General features: G+C 39.4%; 16 protein-coding genes and 1 tRNA gene. 9 read left to right on the top strand and 8 right to left on the bottom strand.

Annotation, left to right across the window (positions count from 1 at the left end; translation table 11 throughout):
• Positions 1-8: 8 nt before the first annotated feature.
• From LBC_RS01620 to LBC_RS01610, 3 genes are read right to left on the bottom strand one after another with little or no spacing between them, the layout of a single operon-like run.
• A complete protein-coding gene (locus tag LBC_RS01620) occupies positions 9-1,298 on the bottom strand; it encodes an OmpP1/FadL family transporter (protein ID WP_221254384.1) in 1,290 nt (429 codons plus the stop codon).
• Positions 1,298-2,146: a deoxyribonuclease IV gene (gene nfo / locus LBC_RS01615; RefSeq protein WP_221254383.1), complete on the bottom strand. Its 849-nt coding sequence runs from the start codon at positions 2,144-2,146 to the stop codon at positions 1,298-1,300. Before nfo ends, LBC_RS01620 begins: the two co-directional genes overlap by 1 nt.
• Entirely contained in the window at positions 2,143-2,619 is a 477-nt protein-coding gene (locus LBC_RS01610) for a hypothetical protein (RefSeq protein WP_221254382.1), read from the bottom strand. Before LBC_RS01610 ends, nfo begins: the two co-directional genes overlap by 4 nt.
• Before the next feature lie 147 nt (positions 2,620-2,766).
• On the opposite strand from LBC_RS01610, the gene LBC_RS01605 reads away from it, so the two are divergent.
• Positions 2,767-2,841: transfer RNA gene (locus tag LBC_RS01605), tRNA-Glu, on the top strand.
• An 826-nt stretch (positions 2,842-3,667) separates the two neighbouring features.
• On the opposite strand, the gene LBC_RS01600 is transcribed toward LBC_RS01605, so the two are convergent.
• The 4 genes from LBC_RS01600 to LBC_RS01585 are packed head-to-tail and all read right to left on the bottom strand — an operon-like array spanning position 3,668 to position 8,246.
• Positions 3,668-6,100, bottom strand: a complete 2,433-nt coding sequence (locus LBC_RS01600) for an EAL domain-containing protein (RefSeq protein WP_260173420.1) — start codon at positions 6,098-6,100, stop codon at positions 3,668-3,670.
• A complete protein-coding gene (locus tag LBC_RS01595; protein ID WP_221254381.1) occupies positions 6,097-7,119 on the bottom strand; it encodes a cytochrome-c peroxidase in 1,023 nt (340 codons plus the stop codon). The genes LBC_RS01600 and LBC_RS01595 overlap by 4 nt, the downstream gene beginning before the upstream one ends.
• A 42-nt stretch (positions 7,120-7,161) precedes the next feature.
• Positions 7,162-7,893 carry a class I SAM-dependent methyltransferase gene (locus LBC_RS01590; RefSeq protein WP_221254380.1) on the bottom strand — a complete coding sequence of 244 codons (732 nt, stop codon included), beginning with the start codon at positions 7,891-7,893 and terminating at the stop codon, positions 7,162-7,164.
• Positions 7,890-8,246, bottom strand: coding sequence for a Fur family transcriptional regulator (locus LBC_RS01585; protein ID WP_221254379.1), 357 nt, complete (start codon positions 8,244-8,246; stop codon positions 7,890-7,892). The genes LBC_RS01590 and LBC_RS01585 overlap by 4 nt, the downstream gene beginning before the upstream one ends.
• Before the next feature lie 112 nt (positions 8,247-8,358).
• On the opposite strand from LBC_RS01585, the gene LBC_RS01580 reads away from it, so the two are divergent.
• From LBC_RS01580 to LBC_RS01565, 4 genes are read left to right on the top strand one after another with little or no spacing between them, the layout of a single operon-like run.
• Positions 8,359-9,273: a metal ABC transporter solute-binding protein, Zn/Mn family gene (locus LBC_RS01580; protein WP_221254378.1), complete on the top strand. Its 915-nt coding sequence runs from the start codon at positions 8,359-8,361 to the stop codon at positions 9,271-9,273.
• Positions 9,273-10,781 (top strand): DUF1007 family protein, encoded by a 1,509-nt coding sequence (locus LBC_RS01575; RefSeq protein ID WP_221254377.1) that lies wholly within the window; start codon positions 9,273-9,275, stop codon positions 10,779-10,781. Before LBC_RS01580 ends, LBC_RS01575 begins: the two co-directional genes overlap by 1 nt.
• A gap of 3 nt (positions 10,782-10,784) precedes the next feature.
• Entirely contained in the window at positions 10,785-11,549 is a 765-nt protein-coding gene (locus tag LBC_RS01570) for a metal ABC transporter ATP-binding protein (RefSeq protein ID WP_221254376.1), read from the top strand.
• Complete coding sequence (locus LBC_RS01565) at positions 11,546-12,352, top strand: metal ABC transporter permease (RefSeq protein ID WP_221254375.1); 807 nt, start codon at positions 11,546-11,548, stop codon at positions 12,350-12,352. The genes LBC_RS01570 and LBC_RS01565 overlap by 4 nt, the downstream gene beginning before the upstream one ends.
• On the opposite strand, the gene LBC_RS01560 is transcribed toward LBC_RS01565, so the two are convergent.
• Positions 12,308-13,201, bottom strand: coding sequence for a DMT family transporter (locus LBC_RS01560; protein WP_260173419.1), 894 nt, complete (start codon positions 13,199-13,201; stop codon positions 12,308-12,310). The genes LBC_RS01565 and LBC_RS01560 overlap by 45 nt on opposite strands.
• A gap of 80 nt (positions 13,202-13,281) precedes the next feature.
• On the opposite strand from LBC_RS01560, the gene LBC_RS01555 reads away from it, so the two are divergent.
• From LBC_RS01555 to LBC_RS01540, 4 genes are read left to right on the top strand one after another with little or no spacing between them, the layout of a single operon-like run.
• On the top strand, positions 13,282-13,839 hold the full coding sequence (locus LBC_RS01555) for a manganese efflux pump MntP family protein (RefSeq protein ID WP_221254374.1): 558 nt from the start codon (positions 13,282-13,284) through the stop codon (positions 13,837-13,839).
• A gap of 8 nt (positions 13,840-13,847) precedes the next feature.
• The gene (locus LBC_RS01550) at positions 13,848-14,618 is read left to right on the top strand and encodes an exodeoxyribonuclease III (RefSeq protein ID WP_221254373.1); all 771 of its coding nucleotides are present in this window, start codon (positions 13,848-13,850) and stop codon (positions 14,616-14,618) included.
• Positions 14,615-14,968 carry a diacylglycerol kinase gene (locus LBC_RS01545; protein WP_221254372.1) on the top strand — a complete coding sequence of 118 codons (354 nt, stop codon included), beginning with the start codon at positions 14,615-14,617 and terminating at the stop codon, positions 14,966-14,968. Before LBC_RS01550 ends, LBC_RS01545 begins: the two co-directional genes overlap by 4 nt.
• Entirely contained in the window at positions 14,938-15,231 is a 294-nt protein-coding gene (locus tag LBC_RS01540) for a replication/maintenance protein RepL (RefSeq protein ID WP_221254371.1), read from the top strand. Before LBC_RS01545 ends, LBC_RS01540 begins: the two co-directional genes overlap by 31 nt.
• Positions 15,232-15,248: the final 17 nt, after the last annotated feature.

Below are 15,248 nucleotides of genomic sequence, written 5' to 3'. Positions count from 1 at the left end.
ATTTTACCTTAGAATTTATACTTTACAGACGCACCCATTATCTGTATGCTAGCCCTTTTAAAGCCGCCAGTCTCGTGCGTGCTAGCCCCACCTGCAACTTCGACTTTTGCTCTAGCACTTTTTCTGTCTTGATAGATATACCCTAGCCCAAACTCAAGATTTTGGCTTGGAGCATACGCTAGCCCCACAGAGTAAACATAAGCCTTTGTATCAGGTATTTCAAAGCTTACAGTCTCTAAATCAGCCGCCGCGCCCTCATCGTAGGCAAAGCCCAGCATTCCTCGCCACTTTTGATTAAATTTATGATGAACTCCTACACGATAGACGTTTGAGTCTTTAAAGCTTCTCTTTGTTGGCGCATCAAAGCTATTTAAAAATGCTGGATTATTATGCCTTGCACTAGCGTCGCCAAATTCAAAATCATAACCCTTTAGCTTAGACCAAAACGTCCGCTCAACCGCAAAAAGCAGCGTAGTATCAGGCGTAACGTCCCACGCAGTGCCTACTACCAAAGAAGCTGGCACAATAAGCCCCGTTACCTTTGCCTTGCCACTATAGTTTAATAAATTTGCAAAATTTGGCTGCCCTGCTGCGCTTAAATCAGGAAAGCCTTTTATCTCGGCATGTCCTTTGATGTTAAAGTTTACTCGGCTTCTGTAAGTAAGCCCAAATGAGAGATTTTCAAGCGGTTTATAAGCAAGTGCTAGATTATAGCCAAAAGCCCAACCATGCCCTTTCATATGACGGCTTGGTACGACAGGCAAGCCCTGGCGAGAAAAGCGGTAAAACTCTCCACTAGTTTCGCCCCTTATATAGTAGGCGTTTAGCCCAAAAGCAACTGAAAGCTGGTCGTTTATAGCATAAGCTATACTTGGATTTAGTCCTATTATATTAAGGTTAAAATGCCTAGATATATCCTGTGGAGCGTCATTCCAACGCATTTCAAGCCCAGCTGGTACATACGCACTAAAGCCAAGCCTAAAGCCGCCTAAATCATTTGAAACTGCATGAAAAGTACCTCCGGCAGTGCTATAAGGCTCTGAGCGGTAGGTGCTGCTGCCATCGCCGTTAAAGGTAGCTTGGCTGGTTTTAAAATAGCTTACCATGCTCTCAAGGTAGATCCTATCCTCTAAAAAAGGCATATTTGCTGGGTTAAAATAAGCCGCGTCTGCGCCAAAACTCTTAGCCACGTTTGAAGCAGCTAGCCCTATGGAGTCCGTACTCTGCTCTGGTATCTTATAACCAGCCCCAAATGCCAGCGTCGCTGCTAGCATAGACGAAATTAAAATTTTATTCATTATCCTTCCTTTTGCATATTCTTTAGCATTATTATTTCGCTAGCCCAAATACTTTCATCAATCGTCTCTAAAATCATAGGTATATCGCTGATATTTGGGTCTTGCATAATACACCTAAAACCCTCTTCGCCGATACTGCCACGCCCTATGCACTCGTGGCGGTCTTTACGACTTCCTAGCTCGTTTTTGCTATCATTTAGGTGCATTCCAGCTAAGAATTTATACCCCACTACCTCATCAAATTCTTTCATAGTACGCAAATACGCGGTCTTATCCCTGATGTCATATCCAGCGGCAAAGAGGTGACAAGTATCTATACAAACGCCTATTCTGCTTTTATCCTCGCACTTTTGTATTAAATAGGCAAGATGTTCGAATTTATAGCCTAGATTGCTGCCCTGCCCTGCGGTGTTTTCTATTACGAGCTTTACGCCACTTGTGGCTTTTAAAGCGGCGTTTATACAATCAGCTATGTTATCTAAGCATTCAGTTTCGCTTATTTGATTTAAATGCGAACCAGGGTGAAAGTTTAATAGCTCAAGCCCCAGCGCTGATACCCTATTAATCTCATCCAAAAACGCTACGTATGATTTTTCCCTAGCGTCTTTATCAGGGTGTCCTAAATTTATCAAATAGCTATCATGAGGCAGGATATGACGAGGCAAAATACCAGCTTTTTCGCAATTTGCCTTAAACTGCGCTATCACGTTATCATCAAGTGGCTTTGCGCTCCACTGCCTTTGATTTTTGACAAATAATGCAAAGGCATTTGCGCCTATATTTTGGGCATTTATGGGCGCATTTTGCACGCCGCCACTCGCACTTGTGTGTGCTCCGACATATTTCATCTTAACTCTTTAATTATTATTTTTGTTGTCTTATCTTTAAATTCAACCGTATCGTTACAAACTAAATATCGTATTGAAAACTTGCTTACATCTTGGTAAAATCCACATTCATTTTTTGTTAAATTTATGCCATTAAATATTTGCCTTGCATTTAATATATCATCAAGCAAGCCATCGTAGTAGGCATTTTTAAAAAATTTTTCATTAAATGCGCTTGGAGTATAGCAAGCGCCATTTATGCAGATATTTTTGCCAGTTTTTAGCTGCGCAATAGCCACGCCGCTAGAGTAAATTTGAAGCACGCTAAAACGCTTATAACTATGAACAAACCCAGCATCACTTAATCTAAGTAACGGCGAAACGATAGTCGCTTTTATGGGGCGGAGGCTCTCATTTGGCGCAGGAGATATGGTACAGCTAGCCAGCAAAAAAGCAAACGCGCCTAGCAAAAGCACACGGATAAATTTATACATTGCATACTCTTTTTGTCGTTTTTAAAAGCCTGCATTATAATATATTTTATGCAAATTTAGCAAAAAATGGGTATTTTTATTATTTTTTTAAATTTTAAGTATATTTTAAGTAACTACATATTATAATTCGAGCTCAACAACGCAGATGGCCCATTCGTCTAGCGGTTAGGACATCGCCCTTTCACGGCGGTAACACGAGTTCGAGTCTCGTATGGGTCACCATCCTTTTATTATCTCTTTTTTAAAATTTCATTTTTTATTTGCTAACTTTGCAAAACTATTTATTAATTTAAATTTCTTATGCAATATTTTTCTTTCCGGTATTACTTTGCTAAAAATCCCTTTTTACAGACATGACGCCATCCATATTACAAGTAGCTCACTACACCGAGGCTAAGCAGTTTTAATCCAAAAAACGGCAAATAAATAAAACTTTCTTTGGCAAAGCAAAGCTACATACAGTCATCACATACCTCCTCCACGCACTATGCTTAAAATTTAGCTCTTTAAAAGAATAGTATTTTAAATTTAAGCCCCCTTGTAAGACTGCTAATTTACTCCAATGTTAAAGTTTAGAAAGCCTACTGCTTTTATATGGATTATATCACTTACGATATAGTTTGCTAGGCTTTTGATGAGTTTATAACGCAAAGTAGCGTAGAAAATAGAGCCCTAAATAAAACGATATTTCTTTAAAAACTACCACTACACATTGTTTTAAAGAAACCGCACTTCGTTTGATGCACACAACAAAAAGTTGCCCTGATAAGCCAGTGTGTGGCTTGAGTACGTTCATATGCCATAAGCAAGCGAATATGTTACTCTAAGATACAAGCAAACTGCAAAAGCTCTATCTTTTTCTAATGTTTTAAATTTTGTTCTGTATGATCGAGCGGAGAATACGAAGTATCGTGAGATGATTTTTTGCAAACTAAGAGCCGACGCTTTGCGGCGGTGATGGGAGAAGCATACTAATAGTATGTGAGCCCCGAAGTTTGTAAAAAAAAGGCTCACGAGACAAGCTGGCTTAAATAAAGCAAAGTCAATATTAAAGTATATCCATGCTCTTTGGCTTGCCTAGCAAAAAGCCTTGTCCGTAGCGGATCCCAAAGTGCTTAACCTGCTCTAAAATCTCAGGCGAGCTTACAAATTCAGCCACTATTTTATAGTTTTTCTTAGCTGCAAAACGCGTAATCATGTCCACCATATCACGAGCGTTTTGATCGGTTGGTAGCTTTTTGATGATTGAGCCGTCAATTTTTATATTATCTATATCAAGTTCTAGGATTCGATAGTAGTTTGAGTAGCCAGAGCCAAAGTCATCTATGGAGATTTTTGAGCCGTAGCTTTTGATGCGCTTAATAAAGCTGTTGACTAAATCATAATCGTTTATATCAGCGCTTTCTAGCATCTCAAATATTACTCTCTCAGGCGATGAGCAGTTTGCAAGCTTTGTCTCAAGCAGCTCGCGCACCGAAATATCGCTCATATCAAGGCTTGAGAGGTTAACAGAGAATGTATAATCCGTATAATGCTCAACAAGCGAGAAGGCGCGCTCAATGACTTTTTTGGTTATCTGGGTGTAAAGCTGGGCTTTTACCGCAATGTCTAAAAACTCGCCTGGGTAGCGGATTTTACCGTTTTGGTCTATTAAGCGCACAAGTACTTCATAAATTTTCGCCTCTTTTTCATCCTCCTCGATGTTAAAAATCCCCTGACACTCAACTATGACAGTATCGTTTTCTAGGGCGTACTCAATGAGTTGGGTAACTGATTGATTGTTGTAATATTTACCCTCTATGGCGTCATTTTCTTTGTAATAATAAATTCCAAGCCCAGTGTTTGCTGCTTCTTGATTTGCTAGGACTGACTGCATTAAACGGCTAGTTTGTGGGGTGTCGTTTGACAGACTTACACCGATTAAAATTTTAAGCCCTGGGAAAGTATCCTCCTTACCGTCGACTGTGATTTTAAGCGAGCTAAAGTTAAAATAATCCCTAATGTGTGCGATGTCTGCCTCTAGCGACTGTCCGCTATACCATATATAAAAGCTATCGTCTTGAAATCTAAAAAGCTCTGCACGTATATTATAGGTGTCAACGTAAAGCTTAAGCGTAGAGGCGAAAGATTTTAGTATGGCTTCGATTATTTTTGTCTGATAAAAAAAGTTTAAATTTACAAAGTTTTTAATAGTGATGCAAATAATTGTGCCATAATCATTTGCATCAAGTCTCTCAGTCATCGCAAAATAGTTACCAAAGCCTGTAAGTTTATCTGTGATAGACTGGGTTTTTATCTGATTATTTTTGATTTTTAACTCATTTAGCATTACGTTTTCGCTTGTGCGATTTAGCTTTATACCAATATATCCAGCAGACTCGCCGTCAAAATCAAATGGAATAAAATTTGCCCTTTCATAGATAAACTTATCATCAGCGCTTTTGCTAACTATCTCTTGCGTACACCACTCTTTGCGATTTTTGACATACTCACCTATCTCCTCATAAAAGCTATTGCTGTGAGCGTAAGATTTTAAAAAGCTAGGGGATTTACCAACAATATCCTCAAATTTATATCCTGTAGTATACTCAAAGGATTTGTTAACATATGTTATTAAATTATTATTATCAGTAAATATAATAGAGCTAAAGTCATTATCAAGCGCTAGACGAAGCTGAGCTATCTCCTTTTTATCAGCGAGGCTTTTTTTACTTTGGTATATTATAAAAGCAAGCAAACAGATAAAGATAAATATAGTAAGCACAGACACTCTTTGTAAAAAGCTTATAATATCATCATATTTATCCTCGTAGTTTTTAGACAGATCGTCTAGGACGTCCTTTAAATTTAGCTGCATATTTTCATAATACGTCTGTTGCATCTGTGTATATGCTCTTACTACATATGCCGATTTTTGAAGTAGAGCATAGGCTTCGCTACCTTGCTTTGAATACTTTAAAGCAAGCTTTGCAAGTTCCTCTTCCACGCTAGCAATAGCATCTTTATCTAAGAAATTTGTCCCCCTAATACGTAAAAGTAGATCTTTTATATCATCTATGCCTTTCATATTTTTAGTTTTATATTCACTCTCTATTAAAAATGTAATAGCACCAGAGCTTATAAAATTAAAATAATCAATCAATCGTCTTTTTTGCTCAAAAATCTCCTCAACCTTGCTTATATTTAACCCTTTTGAGTATATATTTGAGATTATTGAAGAGCCTTGAAGTTGCCTTAATACATCGAGATTTTTCTGAAACTCATCAAGTGTTTTATAAGTACGATCATAATTTATATTAAAAAGATTATCCTTAAAATCAAAAGCTATCTCTTTATTTAAAAGCTTTAAATTTATTATAGCGTTGCTTGATTCACTGCTTTTTAGCATTACGCTATTTAGCTGCCCTACCAAAAAAAGCCCAAACATCAGTCCAAGCCCAAAAAGTAGCGACAAAACCTTTACGCTGGTTAATTTCATCATTTTAATATCCTAGGAATCTCACCATCAAGAGAGAGTAAAAATTTATATATAAGCTCCGCATCATCATCACTTAAATCATAATTTAACTGTATCTTACTCATATCTTGTATAGTCTGCTGCAGGCTCGTTTTTTTACCGCAGCGATAATATGGTCTAGTGCGTGCTATATTTCTTAAAGGCGGTATTCGCATAAAATCAAGTCTTGGTTTATAAAATTTTCCCGTAATGCTATGCTTGCATAAAAATACATCAACTTCATTACCGTCTTTTGGTGGATGTATGAAGTGATTTTTAGCATCATCGGCTAAATCCGAAGTCTCGTTATGCTCACTTTTTACAACAAACTCGTAAAAATTCACAATCTGTTCGACATTTGAGCCTAAATTTACACCATTATGACAAGCCACGCAACCTACATCTTTAAACAAAGCAAGCCCCTTTTTCTGCTCTGGGCTAAGTGCATTTACGTCGCCTAATAAATAGCGGTCAAATGGCGAATTTACCGATGTTATTGACTTTTCAAACTCCACTAAAGCGTCTCGTATATTCTCATAATTTAGCCCAGTCGGATAAACTTTCGAAAAGGCACTAGTATACTCATCTATCTTTGAAAGCTTCACTGCTAGCCTTTTTGGATCTGTGGCCAGCTCATCTATGGAGGTTATTGATCTGTCGATTTGATCGTATATGGAGCGGATTTTACCATCGTTAAAAAACATATAATTTAAGCCCACGCTAAGCACACTTACTGGATCTAGTACGCCATCTTCTACATGCCTTACTGTGCCACTAAAATCCCAGTAAAGATTATGACAGCTCTCGCAACTACTCCTACCATCCTCACTTAGCCTTTTATCAAAAAATAGCTTCTTGCCTAGCTTAGCTTTTGCCTCGTCATAATCTATCTTTGTAACGGCAACAAAATAGCGACTATCGTCCTTATTCGTACCTTCCATGCCACTAGCGCTAGCAAAAAGCGCAGCCATAAAAACAAAAAATAGGCAGACTATCTTTTTCATTACTTATATATATCTCCAAATTTTAGATTTATGATTTTACCACTAAAAGACCAAAAGTAGCATTAAAGATGAAATTTTCTCGCTTATTAGCCCTTTGCCGTAGCGATTTTCTAGCTCAAAAGCCACCTCATCATGGCTAAACTCAAGCTTTGAAATTTCAAGATGCCAGCAGATATTTTCACACATTTGGCTAAAGCTACGCACCGCAACTCGCTCCTCGCTTAAAAGTTTGCTTTTAGGATTAATGTCAAGGCTTTTTAAATACTCCTGAAATCTTATAGCAGCTGGCTTTTTATCCTGCTTTTTGCCATATTTTTTAAAAAATGGCTCAAGTACATCAGAACTTCTAGGGCTTGCCCAACCTAGGTAGACGTGGTTTTTTGCACTTTTGATAAATTTATCAAAGCTAGGCTTATCATCAAGAGCTGGCGACATCGTGCAAAATGCTATATCATAGGGCTTTTTAAGCATAAAATCATCCCAAAGGTTAAAGTAGGTTTTTACATTTTTAAGCCCTAGTTTTTGCGCATCCTCATTTAAAATTTCAAGCATAGCATATGAGCCATCTACGCAGTCTATTTCCTGGGCACTAGAAGCGATACGCAGGCTATAAACTCCGCTTCCACAGCCCACATCAAGCACACTTTTATCCAAAAAGCTAACCCCAAACTCATCTAAAGCTTCGTAAAATTTAGCCTCAAAATCGCTCATATTTGGGCTAAATCTAGCATAATTTGCCGCCTTTTTATCCCATAAGCTCAAAGGCTCGCTCATCTAGCACACTCCCTACAAATGCCTTTTATCACAGCGCTTGTAGCCACATCTCCATTTAAAAACAATGGCATATTTATAGCATGCACACCATGGCAGACGTTGCAGACAAAATGCGCACTTGCCTTGCTTGAAAGCGCATATCTAGCCTTGCCACCAAGCTCTGTTTTACTAACCAGCCCCCTATCCTCAAAAAGCTGCATATTTCTATAAATAGTCGTCTTATTCGCCTTTAGCTTTTTTAGCATATCATCATATGATAGTGGGCTTTGCGCTCGCCGCAATAGACGCAAAATAGCCACCCTTAACTCCGTTGTAGCAATGCCATGTTGGTTTAAAATTTCGCTTGTTTTCATAAGCCATATGATAGCCTTAAAAAACTAAAAATTTGATTAGCCTTATATTTAAGTTGCAACTTAGTTGCATTTTGCTAGACTTTGCGAATTATTTTCACAAAAGGAGAGAGTAATGAAAAAATTACTATTTTTAATCGCAGCTACTCTATCGCTTTATGCAAAGCCAACAGTTAGCACCTCAATCTTGCCGACCGCCTATTTTGTAAAGCAAATAGCTGCAGATACCGTAAATGTCGTCTCTATGGTAGGAAATGGCGACGATCCACACACCTATGAACCGCGCCCAGAGCAGGTAAAAGCGCTTGCTAAATCGGATATTTACTTTGGGGTTGGGATTGAGTTTGAGGAGGTTTGGCTACCTAAATTTAAAGATAGCTTTAAAAACTTGCAATTTGTCGATACCTCAAAAGGCATAGAAAAAATCCCTATGCAAGATGATGATGACGATGATGACGCGCCAGAGCATATAGCAGAGCATAATCACGACCATAGCCATGGACACGATCATAGCGGACATCACCACCACGACCATGACGGACTTGACCCTCACGTATGGCTTGATCCAATCCTAGTGCAAACTCAGGCTGAAAATATCGCCGAAGCCCTAAGCAAAGCATATCCTCAAAATGCAAACTTATACGCTTTAAATTTATCAAATTTCAAACAAAAGCTAAAAGAGTTGAATTTATTTATAAAAAATGAGCTTTTTGGTGTAAAGGGTAGTAAATTTATAGTATATCACCCTTCTTGGGGGTATTTTGCAAAGCGATATGATCTTGTGCAAATCGCAATTGAAGTCGAAGGTAAAGAACCAAGTGCAACTGAGCTTGCAAAGATAATAGATGAAGCTAAAGAGGAACATATAAAAATGGTGTTTATTGCGCCTGCTTTTTCTAAAAAGGCAGCCACATTAATAGCCACGCAAACTGGTGCGGAAGTAGCAGTGATAGATCAGCTAGCATACGAGTGGGATGATAGCATGAGGCAGACTGCAAGACTACTTAAAAAAGCCCTAAGTAAACAATAATGTCAAACATAAACAACAAAAAACAAAACGCACTTTTAAAAATAGCTAACAGGATTTATTTCCTGCTAGCTATTTTTTTATCCCCTTTGCCATTAAGCGCTTGTGCTCTCTGCGCTGCCTACGCACCCACAGCCCATGTGTATCCGACATTTTTAACAGATAATGATAAGCTAACAGGACTAAGTCTAAGGCTTGAGTTTTCGCCTACATTTTCTACTATCACACTTACAAATTATGATGAAAATGGAGATAAAACACTAGATAAAAAGGAGCTTTTTGAAGTTAAGGGTGCACTGCTTGATTATCTAGTGCCAAATCACTACCTAACTGAGCTAAGCTACTTCGACCTAGGAGAGGAGGCAAAAAGCCTAAAGCTATCCCACGCTGGCACTACAGCAAGCTTTTCTGATGGTAGGCTTGGCTTTGTAATAAATTTTAGCACATCGGCCACGCTTAGGGCTGATAGGACATTTGCTATAGAGATGATTGATCCTGGTGGTTTTTTTAAATTTGTACTTCAAAATGCCAATTTTAAATTGCCAAACAGTCTAGGGATTAGTGAAAATTTAAACGCAAACATAGGCTTTTATGAAATTTTAAACATAACCTCAAAAAAGCTAAAAATCGCAGAGCAAAAAGTCCAGAAAATCGAGCAAAACCCTCAAAACAAACCAGAGAACAAAATCGACACAGAGGGTTTTTTGCAAAGCTTAAATAAAATAGCGATTGATTATTACATACGTATAAAAGCGCATTTTAGCCAAAATGGCGGGCTCGGTGCGCTATGGCTGCTTTGCTTTATTTACGGAGTATTTCACGCAGCAGCACCAGGGCATTCAAAAATCTTAGTGGCAAGCTACTTTGCCGCTAATAAAAACAGCACCCTAAAAGCTCTAAGCGTATCACTGCTTATAGGGCTAGCGCACGTAATAAGCGGCTTTATTATAGTTTTAGTGCTTAAAAAAAGCCTACTAATCTCAGGTGCTTACCTGGCAAATTTAGGCACCAAAATAGGAGGTGCGGCCGTACTAGCCATAGCCATTTTTATGATTTATAAAAAGCTAAAATCGCCACACCTAGCCCAGTGTGGATGTGTACTTTGTGTAGCTAATAATGGCACAAAAGCTGCAACTAACCTTAAATTTGATAAAATCCCATCTTCAAATTTAAAAAGCTTTCAAACAGGATTTAAATTCTCCGCTCCCAAAGAGCAAAAAGGGCTTGCATGGGGACTTATCCTAGCCGCTAGTCTCGTGCCTTGCCCTGGGGTGTTGCTTGTATTTGTGCTTAGTTTTGAGCTTGGAGATGCGATAGCTGGCATAACAAGCGCAAGTGCAATAGCCCTTGGTATGAGCGTGTTGCTTTTTATAGCAGCACTGGCTGGGGGCGGACTTAGAGGGCTTAGCGAGAGAGTTTATGGCGGCAAATGGCTTAGGGCTTTTGAGCTTTTTAGCCTTTTATTTATGGGCTGTCTTGGGGTATTTATGTTAAGTATAAATTTAGGATAGAACTTGAGCGATATTAGCATTAAAAACCTAGGCTTTAAGTATGATGGCGTAGAGGTCTTAAAAAACGTAAACTTAGAGTATAATAGCAGGGATTTTTTAGTCATCATAGGTCCAAATGGTGGAGGCAAAAGCACCCTTTTAAAGCTCATGCTAGGACTTTTAAACCCCACAAGCGGAACCGTAGAAATTTATGGTAAACCCCCACTTAGCGAGTGCGTCAGGCTCGGCTACGTCCCTCAAGCCACAAATGCAAATCCAGACTTTCCCATGAGGGCAATCGAGGTCGTGCTAACTGGGCTTTTAAATGAAAAATTTTTTGGATTTTATAGCGCAAATGATAAAAAGCGAGCCATGAATGCACTTGAAAAAGTGGGCATAGCAGAGCTTAGTAACCGCAGAGTAGGCGAGCTAAGTGGAGGACAACGTCAAAGGGTCTACATTGCCCGTGCGCTAGTAAGCAAAAGCGATATAATAATGCTAGATGAACCAACAGCAAGTATAGACGCAAAAGGGCAAGCGGACATTTATATGCTATTAAAATCTCTAAACGAAAACAAAAAAGGCATCGTGCTAGTAAGCCATGATTTAAACATCGCTTTAGGCTTTGCATCAAAGGTCGCATATGTAAATCAAACCTTGCATATGCACGAAATAAGCCCGTCAAATAAGGCGCAGTTTATAAGCCACCTAGCCAAAGAACACAGCCACTTTTGCGACGTAGAAATCGCGCTAAAAGAGTGCGGCTGCAAAATAAGGAACGCGGTATGATGGAGCTTTTGGAGTTTAGCTTTATGCAAAGAGCGATTTTAGCTGCACTTTTAGTATCTATAATATCTGGCGTAATAGGCTCGCTTGTGGTAATAAATCGAATGAGCTTTATCGCTGGAGGCGTAGCTCATGGGGCTTATGGGGGCGTAGGGCTTGCTATATTTTTTGGATTTTCGCCGCTTTTTGGAGCAAGCTTTTTTGCGCTAGCACTTGGGCTTAGCATAGCTTTTTTAACGCAAAACGACAAGCGCGGACTAGACGCCACAATAGGTGCCATGTGGGCGTTTGGAATGGCTTTTGGCATTATTTTACTAGATCTTACCCCTGGATATAGGAGCGATCTTATAAGCTATCTTTTTGGCTCGATTTTAGCAGTTAGCGATGATGATTTAAAATTTATCCTAAGCACTTTAGTGCTTGCGCTAATTTTTGTCGTGCTTTTTTACCGCCAAATAGTCGCCGTTAGCTTTGATGCGCCATTTGCAAGGCTAAGAGGGGTAAAAAGTGGCTTTATCTACTACGCCATAGTTGCGCTTGTATGCCTAAGCGTGGTTGCCATGATTCGAGTGGTTGGGCTTATTTTAGTCATCGCACTTCTTACCATACCGCCATTTATCGCACAAAGCTTTAGCCTGCGCCTTGGAAGCATGATGGCGTTTTCATCGTTTTTGGCGGTCATTTTTTGCGCCTTAGGGCTATGCCTGAGCGTGTCTTATAATCTCACAAGCGGAGCTAGCATAATAGCGGTGGCAAGTGTTTCATTTTTTATCGCTAGCCTTTTTAGAAAATACCGCACCTCCTAGCTCGCTTATTAAAATTCCTAGCATAATAAGCCCAGCGCCCATTAGCTGGGTACTTGTAAGCATTTCTGCACCCCAAAAATATCCTATAAATCCAGCGCTTACTGGCTCAAAGGTAAGAATGAGGGAGGTTTTGGCTGAGCTTGTAAATTTTTGCGCCCAATTTTGGACTAAAAACGCTACAAAAGTGGCAAAAAATGAGGTTATTATCAAGGTGTTTATAAATACACTATCCCACACAGCAATCGCCCTATTTTCGGTAAAAAATGCACCAAAAAAGCTAAGCACAGCAACCACAAAAAGCTCAGTTATAACCAAAGTGTAAAGATTATACTTCCTTACAAAACGCCCAGCAAATATAATCTCGAACGAATAAAATATCGCACACGCAGTCGAAAGCACCTCGCCTAGCCCCACTCCTAGCTCAGCCGCACTTAGATAATATAGCCCAAAAGCCGCCAAAAACGCGCCCACTAGCGCATACACACTAAGCCTATCTTTAAAAAGCACAAGCACGATAAATGGGGTAAAAATGACGTTTAGCCCCGTTATAAAAGCCACAGTCGAGCTAAAAGTGTATTTAAGAGCCTCAGTCTGCGTCCAAAATCCAAAAAATAGCAAAACCCCAAGCGCCACACCACGGTAAAATGATGGCTTATCAAATTTATGCCTCATCTTTAGCAAAATTACAAGCATTAATAAAGTGGCTATGCTAAATCTATAAAATAAAATGGTAAATACGCCATTAGTTTTAAGCGCTTCAGCCATCGGCAAAAACGTAACTCCCCACATAATAGCAATTACAAAAAGTGCCAAATCAGCACGAAATTCCATACCCCTAAAATACCCCAAAAACCTCTCCTTAAAAAGCTTTAATCATATCCAAATGCACTTTAAGATAAAATAACGCTTTTTTAGAATTTGGAGCTAAAATGGAAATTTTCTTACTTGCAGTAGCACTTAGCATGGATAGCGTGGCGCTTAGTATCGCAAGCGGAGCTAGATTGTGCGAGAATTTAACTATAAAAAGGGCGTTTTATCTAGCAGCTATATTTGGCATATTTCAGGGGATTATGCCGATATTTGGCTACTTTTTGGGGCTTAGCTTTGCCTCTTTTGTGGCTGAAGTGGATCACTTTATAGCCTGTGCTATACTTGTGTTTTTAGGCATAAAAATGATAAAAGAAAGCAAGGAGAGCGTAGCTAATGAAAGCTGTATTATAGACTTGCCGCTTCGCGATATGGTGCTTGGTGCTGTGGCTACTAGCATAGACGCACTAGCAGTTGGGGTTACCTTTAGCTTTGATAGCTCAAATATCTGGCAAAACTCTGCTATAATAACCCTAACCTGTATTTTACTATGCTTTATAGCATGCTTTATCGGCAAAAAAATGGGCGAGAGACTAGAAGCGCGCGCGCTCGTGCTTGGGGGCGTGATTTTAATAGCGCTTGGGATTAAGATACCGCTTGAACATTTAGGATATATTTAGGAGATATAATGAAACTAATAAGCTGGAATGTAAACGGACTAAGGGCTGTTGTAGGCAAGGACGGCTTTAGCTGGCTAAGCGAGCAAAATCCTGATTTTATAGGGCTACAAGAGATAAAAGTAAGCGAGGATAACGTACCAAAGCAGATGTATGAACTTGGCTTTAAAGACATAAGTGTAAACTCAGCCGCTCGCGCTGGATACTCTGGGGTGATGAGCCTGGCTAAATTTGACGCCGTAAGCCTAAAATCGCAGTTTAACGACGATGATGAGGGGCGTGTGCTAGAACATAGATTTGGCGATGTGGTGCTTTTTAACATCTACTTTCCAAACGGACAAAAAGATGATGGGCGGCTTGCGTATAAAATGGACTTTTATGATAAATTCCTAGCCTACTGTGATGAAATTTTAAAAAGCGGCAAGCACGTGATTTTCTGCGGCGATGTAAATACCGCTCACCGCGAAATAGATCTAAAAAACCCAAAGGCAAACTCCAAAACTTCGGGCTTTTTGCCTATTGAAAGGGCGTGGATAGACAGGGTGTTAGAGCATGGATTTGTTGACACTTTTAGGCAGATAAATGGCGATGTGGCGGACGCTTATTCGTGGTGGAGCTATCGCTTTAATGCAAGAGCTAAAAACGTGGGCTGGAGGATTGATTATTTTTTCATCTCAGCAGGACTAAAAGATAGGCTAAAAGACGCATTTATCCTAAGTGATATAACAGGCTCAGATCACTGCCCTGTGGGGATTGAGATAGATTTAAAAGGGCTTGTGTGAAGCCTAAGTATTCATTTTTTAGCAACTTTGCCTACGCAAGGGCTGGGCTAGCGCAAATTTATAAAAGCGAAAAGAGTTTTAGGCTTGAGGTGGCTATTTTTAGCGTTTTGACACTCTTGCTTTTTTGGTTTAAATTTGATAGCGTTTATAATATCTTAATCATCACAGCGCAGGTTTTTGTACTAGCTCTTGAGTGCGTAAACTCAGCCGTTGAGCGCGTGGTAGATCTAGTAACAAACGACTATCATGAGCTAGCAAAACATGCAAAAGACGCAGGTAGCGCAGCTGTGATGATAGGCAATTTTTTCGTTGGGTTTGTATGGATAGCAGCGATTATTACGAAGCTTTAAGCCTTAAGTTTTATGATGAGATGCTGGGGGCGGTTTTAGGGATTAAAAAGCTAGAAGTGATAAAAGTCCTAGCCAAAAACGCCGATGACGATGGGCTAATTCGCTTAAATATAGCTGAAATTATGGAGCTTTCAAACTCCAGCAAACCAACCGTCATCGCCACACTTAACGCCCTAAAATCGGTAAAAATTCTAAAGCGCATTAAAAACGGAGTGTATAAAATCACTCCTAAAAGCTATGGTGCGTCAGAGACTACACAATAAGGACAGTCTAAGCAGCT

The sequence above is a fragment of the Campylobacter sp. 19-13652 genome (assembly GCF_019702925.1).
GTDB lineage: Bacteria > Campylobacterota > Campylobacteria > Campylobacterales > Campylobacteraceae > Campylobacter_A.
The sequence above is the reverse complement of the archived record's forward strand: the minus strand, read 5'-3'. Positions and strand labels throughout refer to the sequence as shown.

What these genes read in the sequence shown, in the direction of transcription:
- LBC_RS01585 (WP_221254379.1), bottom strand. Translation starts at nt 8,246, where the DNA reads ATGAAAACAAGCGAAATTTTAAACCAACATGGCATTGCTACAACGGAG.
- LBC_RS01555 (WP_221254374.1), top strand. Translation starts at nt 13,282, where the DNA reads ATGGAAATTTTCTTACTTGCAGTAGCACTTAGCATGGATAGCGTGGCG.
- LBC_RS01610 (WP_221254382.1), bottom strand. Translation starts at nt 2,619, where the DNA reads ATGTATAAATTTATCCGTGTGCTTTTGCTAGGCGCGTTTGCTTTTTTG.
- LBC_RS01590 (WP_221254380.1), bottom strand. Translation starts at nt 7,893, where the DNA reads ATGAGCGAGCCTTTGAGCTTATGGGATAAAAAGGCGGCAAATTATGCT.
- LBC_RS01550 (WP_221254373.1), top strand. Translation starts at nt 13,848, where the DNA reads ATGAAACTAATAAGCTGGAATGTAAACGGACTAAGGGCTGTTGTAGGC.
- LBC_RS01565 (WP_221254375.1), top strand. Translation starts at nt 11,546, where the DNA reads ATGATGGAGCTTTTGGAGTTTAGCTTTATGCAAAGAGCGATTTTAGCT.
- nfo (WP_221254383.1), bottom strand. Translation starts at nt 2,146, where the DNA reads ATGAAATATGTCGGAGCACACACAAGTGCGAGTGGCGGCGTGCAAAAT.
- LBC_RS01580 (WP_221254378.1), top strand. Translation starts at nt 8,359, where the DNA reads ATGAAAAAATTACTATTTTTAATCGCAGCTACTCTATCGCTTTATGCA.
- LBC_RS01575 (WP_221254377.1), top strand. Translation starts at nt 9,273, where the DNA reads ATGTCAAACATAAACAACAAAAAACAAAACGCACTTTTAAAAATAGCT.
- LBC_RS01600 (WP_260173420.1), bottom strand. Translation starts at nt 6,100, where the DNA reads ATGATGAAATTAACCAGCGTAAAGGTTTTGTCGCTACTTTTTGGGCTT.
- LBC_RS01620 (WP_221254384.1), bottom strand. Translation starts at nt 1,298, where the DNA reads ATGAATAAAATTTTAATTTCGTCTATGCTAGCAGCGACGCTGGCATTT.
- LBC_RS01540 (WP_221254371.1), top strand. Translation starts at nt 14,938, where the DNA reads ATGGATAGCAGCGATTATTACGAAGCTTTAAGCCTTAAGTTTTATGAT.
- LBC_RS01595 (WP_221254381.1), bottom strand. Translation starts at nt 7,119, where the DNA reads ATGAAAAAGATAGTCTGCCTATTTTTTGTTTTTATGGCTGCGCTTTTT.